Annotated in this window: 8 protein-coding genes; 3 read left to right on the plus strand and 5 right to left on the minus strand. The window is 53.9% G+C overall.

Features of this window, described 5'->3' with window-relative positions; translation table 11 throughout:
* Positions 1–288: 288 nt before the first annotated feature.
* From L379_RS25445 to parM, 5 genes are all read right to left on the minus strand, one after another.
* Positions 289–756 carry a hypothetical protein gene (locus L379_RS25445; RefSeq protein WP_032655977.1) on the minus strand — a complete coding sequence of 156 codons (468 nt, stop codon included), beginning with the start codon at positions 754–756 and terminating at the stop codon, positions 289–291.
* A 355-nt stretch (positions 757–1,111) separates the two neighbouring features.
* The gene (locus L379_RS00570; protein WP_225455264.1) at positions 1,112–1,351 is read right to left on the minus strand and encodes a hypothetical protein; all 240 of its coding nucleotides are present in this window, start codon (positions 1,349–1,351) and stop codon (positions 1,112–1,114) included.
* Positions 1,348–1,611 carry a hypothetical protein gene (locus tag L379_RS00565; RefSeq protein ID WP_032655980.1) on the minus strand — a complete coding sequence of 88 codons (264 nt, stop codon included), beginning with the start codon at positions 1,609–1,611 and terminating at the stop codon, positions 1,348–1,350. Before L379_RS00565 ends, L379_RS00570 begins: the two co-directional genes overlap by 4 nt.
* Positions 1,612–1,614: 3 nt before the next feature.
* Positions 1,615–2,277, minus strand: coding sequence for a plasmid partitioning/stability family protein (locus L379_RS00560; protein ID WP_032655981.1), 663 nt, complete (start codon positions 2,275–2,277; stop codon positions 1,615–1,617).
* A 2-nt stretch (positions 2,278–2,279) separates the two neighbouring features.
* Positions 2,280–3,251, minus strand: a complete 972-nt coding sequence (gene parM, locus L379_RS00555; RefSeq protein ID WP_023327692.1) for a plasmid segregation protein ParM domain-containing protein — start codon at positions 3,249–3,251, stop codon at positions 2,280–2,282.
* A 231-nt stretch (positions 3,252–3,482) separates the two neighbouring features.
* On the opposite strand from parM, the gene umuD reads away from it, so the two are divergent.
* The 3 genes from umuD (at position 3,483) to L379_RS00540 (ending at position 6,396) form a co-directional block, all read left to right on the plus strand.
* Positions 3,483–3,914, plus strand: coding sequence for a translesion error-prone DNA polymerase V autoproteolytic subunit (gene umuD / locus L379_RS00550; RefSeq protein WP_013087136.1), 432 nt, complete (start codon positions 3,483–3,485; stop codon positions 3,912–3,914).
* A complete protein-coding gene (locus tag L379_RS00545; protein WP_032655984.1) occupies positions 3,914–5,185 on the plus strand; it encodes a Y-family DNA polymerase in 1,272 nt (423 codons plus the stop codon). Before umuD ends, L379_RS00545 begins: the two co-directional genes overlap by 1 nt.
* A gap of 488 nt (positions 5,186–5,673) precedes the next feature.
* Entirely contained in the window at positions 5,674–6,396 is a 723-nt protein-coding gene (locus L379_RS00540; RefSeq protein WP_032655987.1) for a replication initiation protein, read from the plus strand.
* Positions 6,397–6,644: the final 248 nt, after the last annotated feature.

Here is a 6,644-nt window from a genome sequence, read left to right on the forward strand (position 1 = left end):
CGGCACCCTGTTGCGCCGTGCCGCCACAAAAACCCGGCGGAAAGCGGAGGGCGCAGGGGCGACGCCGCAAGCCGCAGCGCAAGCCTTTCACGGGCTGAATGCACCGTGAAAGGTGCGAACGGGTGAGGACGGAGACAACGTGAACCCTTGCGACCGCAGCGGCCGGGTTAGCGTGAAGGCACGGCGTTGAACACGCCGCCGGCTGGCGGCAATAAGGCGGAGGGAACCGACATCCTTAACGAATTGCATGGCTTCAGGACACCCCCTCCCCGGATGGTGTCCTTTTTTTCAGCGCCCCTTCACGTAGTCGATAGCGAACTGCAGCGTGTCCCAGTTAAAACCGATGCCTGCATCGTGGCTGTGGTCGCAGATACGCATGGCTTCTGCAATTTCCTCCTCTGTCAGACTGCCATCGAGCGACAGGAAATCATCTTCCAGCCAGAACGTCCCCAGACACAGTGCATCCGGTGGGTACTGCTTCAGCCTGGCGATGAGCCCTGCCACCGTCACATCATCACGACATGCCGCACGCGACGGCAGAACGCGATCGGCGATATCGTTCCAGCACCAGTCTTCCTCTTCCGGTACGGGTTCATGCAGGGTCTGTAATTCCACCCCCGGCAGCAGGGAGAGCTGCTCCAGAATCTCCCCCAGAGACAGCCGCTCTCCGCTGGCATCTTCACTCCCCAGGTAATGGTGGTTGATGTACACGGCAAACTCGCCGTTATCGAGTTCAATACAGGTCAGTCTGAACATGGTTGTGTCCTCAGCATCCGGCACCCTGTTGCGCCGTGCCGCCACAAAAACCCGGCGGAAAGCGGAGGGCGCAGGGGCGACGCCGCAAGCCGCAGCGCAAGCCTTTCACGGGCTGAATGCACCGTGAAAGGTGCGAACGGGTGAGGACGGAGACAACGTGAACCCTTGCGACCGCAGCGGCCGGGTTAGCGTGAAGGCACGGCGTTGAACACGCCGCCGGCTGGCGGCAATAAGGCGAAGGGAACCGAGTTCCTTTTTATTCAGGAGGAGGCAGAGGTTGAAACGAGGTAATGTCTGACGGCAGGTACAAGATATCAGCCTGCCGTTTTTAGTTCTGAAGTGAACGGGGCCGGATTTAACGATATTCTGGAGCCGCACCAATACGGCGCAGCGCCTCCTCTACTTCACGCACTCCAAAAATATCTTCCAGAGGAGCCTCCTTTCCCGTCAGGGAACAGACCGTTAAGGTCGAGTTCTTTGCAGTTACACGCTGTCGATAAAGCGCCTGCAGAGCCACAACGACCAGCGTGCGCTCATCACCAGTCAGTTCTTCAAGCTGCATACGGTTTTCCTTCAGGTTAATGTTCATATTCATCCCCGCCCCTTTGGTTTTTTGTCGTCAAACGCCAGGAGAACCCCGAGACCAATCAGCGAGGCGTAGCAGACCTGCATCATGATTGTCACCGGCAGGGATATGTTATCAGCCAGTACGCCAGGAATCACAACGGCGACACCAGCCAGTATCATTCCCCTGCCGGTCTTTTTGACCAGTTCCGGCCACTGAGATTCAGGCACGTTCCGGGCGCGCAGAAAGTTATGAATGCACTGCTCTGCCTTTTGTTTAATCACTGACATGTTTTAGTCTCCGAATGCCCGTCGCATATTTTTCTTTATCCTGGTCGCGTCACCGGATACCGGTGCGGCAGGCTCTGCTGGTTTCTTCGGTACTGCAGCCTTACTCACGCCAGCCGTACCGGCCATCTGCTGAACCAGAACCTGCAGCTCGCTGACCGTGCCGGGCGGTACCGGCATGCTGGCCAGCAGACGCGGCAGCTCCGGCGCGGTCGTATGCAGGGCCAGACCGGTGATAATCAGGTTTCTCAGCAGCTCTCCCCGCAGGCGGGATGACACGCCCGTCAGCACACGCTCAACCCGTTCACTGCTCCGGTCATCCTGAAGCGTCAAGGTGTAACGCCGGCGCTGGTATTCCGTCTCCGGTGACATGGCCAGAGCCGCCACGCCACCATCAGGCTCATCTGGAAGTCCTGAGAGTGAAGACCAGGTTCCGGATACCAGAGCCATCACGGCGCAAAGCCGGATGGCGCTCAGATGCCCGTCAAAGAACACCGGGATCAGCGCCGGTAAACGGGCATCCGTCTGGTACATCACCGCCCCGGCGGTGGCGGCGGTCCGGATGAAGTCACCGCGCAGGGGCTGTGAGATGGTGCTGATGGTCGCCATCGCCGCGATGTCGGTGCGATCGTCGCTGTGCAGATAGAAAGAATACTGGCCGTCCGGCACGTTTAGTCCTCTTTATTGTAAAGGGCAATCTCTCTGGCCAGCGCCAGCTGCGGATCGCCGATAACCTCGATACGGTCAGGAGCCAGAGGCCAGGCCTGACGGATAGCCTCTTCAATGAGGGATGCCCCTCCCCCGACCAGGAATACCCGGTTAACGCTCCTGAAGACCGTCAGCTCACTGGTGACACGCGCGCCCAGGGAAGTGATTGCCTCTGTAATTTTGTTCAGAACATCGTCAATTTTTCCGGCATCGTTGATCACTCGCTGCAGATACTGACGATCATTGCGGTTGCGGATGACCGTGTCAGCAATAAGCGCGCTGGTTTCGCTGTCTGCAGCCCGCAGCGCGCCTGCAGCTGCGCGGGTGACCTGTGACACGCCGACAGACGGATTGCCGTGTACCGCACTGATATCATCAAACTGTCCGACAATCACGCCGGCATCGAGCGTGGTTCCGCCGAGATCGATAATCAGGGTGGTCTCAGCGGGTCCGGGCTTCAGCTCCGCGAGACGGGAGAACGCCGCCGGCAGTGATTCAGGCATCACCTTCACGTCCGTTACGGTAAATGCCCTGCCCTTATTCAGAACCAGCTCACGCATCAGGTTTTCTCGTTTGCGTCGGATGTTCTCCTCGTTCCGCTGGCAGTCCCCGTCATAATACTCGCTCAGGGGCAGCGTCACGGTCAGGCTCACCGGCTGCGGCTCAAGTCCGCTGTTCAGCAGGGCATGATGCACGGCCAGCAGGTTGAGATCACCGTACTGGTATTCCACGTTTGTTGTCGGGATGGCATCCCGGCTGACGCTGTCCCAGGTGTATTTCAGCGTGCCCACCTGATAGTTGAACGTTGCGGCACTGAATTCCGCCACTTTCCAGCCATGCCGGAAGGAGTTAGCAGAAACCCGGGTCTGCAGCTCGTTTCCTTCAAACCATGCCAGCTTAACATTAGTTGAACCATCATCGCAGTAAATATTCATCATTATGCTCCGTCAATTAAACTCAATTTGATACATATTATAAGAGCAAAATGGCAAAATAAAAGCCATACTTCTCATTATGAGTAATTTAAATGTTCCATAATGATATTAAATAGCATTTTGAGTAACTTAGGTTACTCACCCTGTTCATGAAGCAGGTGATCTGGATTATCCTCACGCTGTTAAATATACTGTATTCATATCCAGTATATTTAGACGTCAGGAGGAAAGATGAAACTGCAGCTTTTCAGCACCGGGAAAGCACTCCCGCCACAGGCCCATCCGTTGTTTGCAGACCTGGCCAGCTGCGGTTTTCCGAGCCCTGCCGCTGACTATGTCGAGTCCGACCTGGATCTCCATGATTACTGCATACGGCACCCAAGCGCGACTTACTATCTCCGTGCCAGCGGTGACAGCATGTCCGACGGCAGCCTTTACAATGGCGATCTGCTGGTTGTGGACAGTGCAGAGAAGCCCCGGCACGGCGATATTGTTGTGGCCAGTGTGCAGGGGGAGTTTACGGTTAAACGGCTTCTGCTGACGCCACGACTGACGCTGCAGCCAATGAACGCCGCCTGGCCGCCGATTTATCCCGACCCGGACGATCTGGATATCTTTGGCGTCGTCACGCACATCATCCACCGCCCGAGGGAGATGTACTGATGTTTGCCCTGGCCGATGTGAACAGCTTTTATGCCAGCTGCGAACGTGTTTTCCGCCCGGATTTGAAAGGAAAGCCGGTTGTGGTGCTCAGTAATAACGATGGCTGCGTTATCGCAAGAAGTGCCGAGGCAAAGCCCTGGATCAAAATGGGCATGCCGTGGTTTCAGATGAAAAACGAAACGTATCCGGAAAAAATATACGCGTTCTCAAGCAACTATGAACTTTATGCCTCGATGTCAGCGCGCGTGATGAGCTGCCTGGAGGAGCTGGCCCCAAGGGTGGAACAGTATTCGATTGACGAGATGTTCCTCGACCTGACCGGCGTTGAGCACTGCATGGACCTGGAGGACTTCGGCCGCCAGCTGCGCCAGCACGTATATGACTGTACCCGTCTGACCATCGGAATTGGGGCGGCGCCTACGAAAACCCTGGCAAAATCAGCACAATGGGCTTCAAAGGAGTGGAAACAGTTTCGTGGTGTGCTCGCCCTGACCAGGGGGAATCCTCAGCGAACGCGGAAACTGCTTTCACTGCAGCCGGTCGAAGAGATCTGGGGCGTGGGAAACCGTATTGCACGCAAACTTAATGTACTGGGTATCAGGACCGCGCTCGATCTGGCCCTGACGAACCCGGCCTTTATACGCAAAAATTTCTCCGTCGTTCTCGAGCGAACAGTACGCGAACTGAACGGGGAAAGCTGCATGTCGCTTGAGGAAGCACCACCGACGAAACAGCAGATCGTCTGCAGCCGCAGCTTTGGAGAGAAAATCACGGAGTACGATTCGCTCCGCCAGGCTGTCTGTCAGTACGCAGAGCGGGCCTCTGAAAAGCTGCGGAAAGAGCGCCAGTACTGCCGGCATATTTCCGTTTTCATCAAAACGTCTCCGTTCGCCGTTAAAGAGCCTTACTACGGCAACGTGGCCACAGAGAAACTGCTTACCCCCACTCAGGACACCCGGGATATCATTGCGGCCGCCACAGCGGCTCTGGAGCGCATCTGGAAAGATGGACATCGGTATGCAAAAGCCGGTGTGATGCTGAATGACTTCACCGACTCGGGCGTTTCGCAGCTGCAGCTGTTCGACGAACGTCCGCCACGACCTCACAGCGCTGAGCTGATGAAGGTTCTCGATGGCATTAATCATTCCGGTCTGGGACACGTCTGGTTTGCCGGGCGAGGGATTGCGCCTGCATGGCAAATGAAACGCGATATGCTCTCCCCTGCCTACACTACTCGCTGGAAAGATATCCCCATCGCGAGGATCAGTTAAATTTCGCCTTTCAGAGAGAGCCAGCAGTGCTCGCCGCAGCCGAACGACAGGGCGAAGCCCGCGAGTGAGCGAGGAAGCACCAGGGAACTACACTGACAAATTCTGCTTACGCTCGGAGTCTAATGGTTAGCTCCTTCAGGTTTATCCACTTATCCACGGACATATTTTTATAAAGTCTTTTTTAATTCTTTTTCTTATTTTACCCCTTTTAGGAGGCCTGAAAGTCGCATGCAGCGCGTTCTGGCAGGTGTTCATTATGGGCAATGGGTTAACATCTTATGGGAAATTAATCATGTATCTGTGGGTTCAATAGCAACAAGCTATGGGAAACGCATCAACAAGCTATGGGAAAGAGGTCAAGTTTAGATCTCAGTTATCTACTTGTGGATAAAATGCATATTTTCCCGGTGGATAAGTAATTCGATAGCTTGCAATTTCTGTTTTCACTGTCATTATGGGTGAATATTAATTTACCCATAGGCCTTGGAATGGATACTCAAGCACTCTTGCCAGCTACTAAAACGTTTAAAAAACGCGCCAGTATAAAGCAATCTAACGAATTGACCGAAGCCGCATATTACTTGCCTCTTCAGGCAAAACGAGTGCTGTGGTTATGCCTTATGCAGGCCTATTTCAACGACAGTCAGGATGATGACTCTGACGTATTACCTCTCTTCAAAATTAGCGTTTCCGATTACGTCAAATACTTCAATGTCGCTACGTCTGTCGCCAGTCGCGATGTAAAGGCTGGCGTAAATGCTTTGGGCGAATCAACGGTTACCTTCTATCCAAAAGAAGGTGAGTTTGAAGAAGTTAAACGTCCGTGGCTTGCTGAAGCAGGAATGAAGAGAGGCCGGGGTTCCTGGCAGATTGAGTTTAACTACAAGGTCATGCCATTCCTTGTCGGCTTGACCTCCCAGTTCACTACCTATTCTCTCTATGACTGTGGCCAGCTCAATAGTGTTCGTGTTATCCGGCTTTATGAAAGCCTGTGCCAGTTCAGGAGCACTGGTGTCTGGATCACGACACATGACTGGTTATGTGAAAGGTTTATGCTTCCATCCTCACAGAAAAACAATATTGCGGAAATGAAGCGTACCTTCCTGGAACCTGCGTTGAAGAAAATCAATGAGAAGACACCATTAAAGGTAAGTTATACAACCGAAGAAGATGGTCGCTTATTGTTTAATTTTCTTGATAAAAAACAATAATCTGAATTTTATCTCATCTCCCCTTAAGAGGGTCGCTGACATAGGGGGATACTGAACTTGCTGTATTCCCCATATTACATGACCTAGTTGACCTGTTTCCCACACTCCGGGGTGTCCGGAAGTTGACCGCTTTCCCATAGTCCGGGCTTTCCGGAAAGTTGACCTGTTTCCCACAATCCGTGCTGTCCGGAAAGTTGACCCTTTTCCCATAGTCCGGGCTTTCCGGAAAGTTGACCTGTTTCCCACAA

This window comes from Enterobacter sp. MGH 33 (assembly GCF_000534535.1).
GTDB lineage: Bacteria > Pseudomonadota > Gammaproteobacteria > Enterobacterales > Enterobacteriaceae > Enterobacter > Enterobacter hormaechei_C.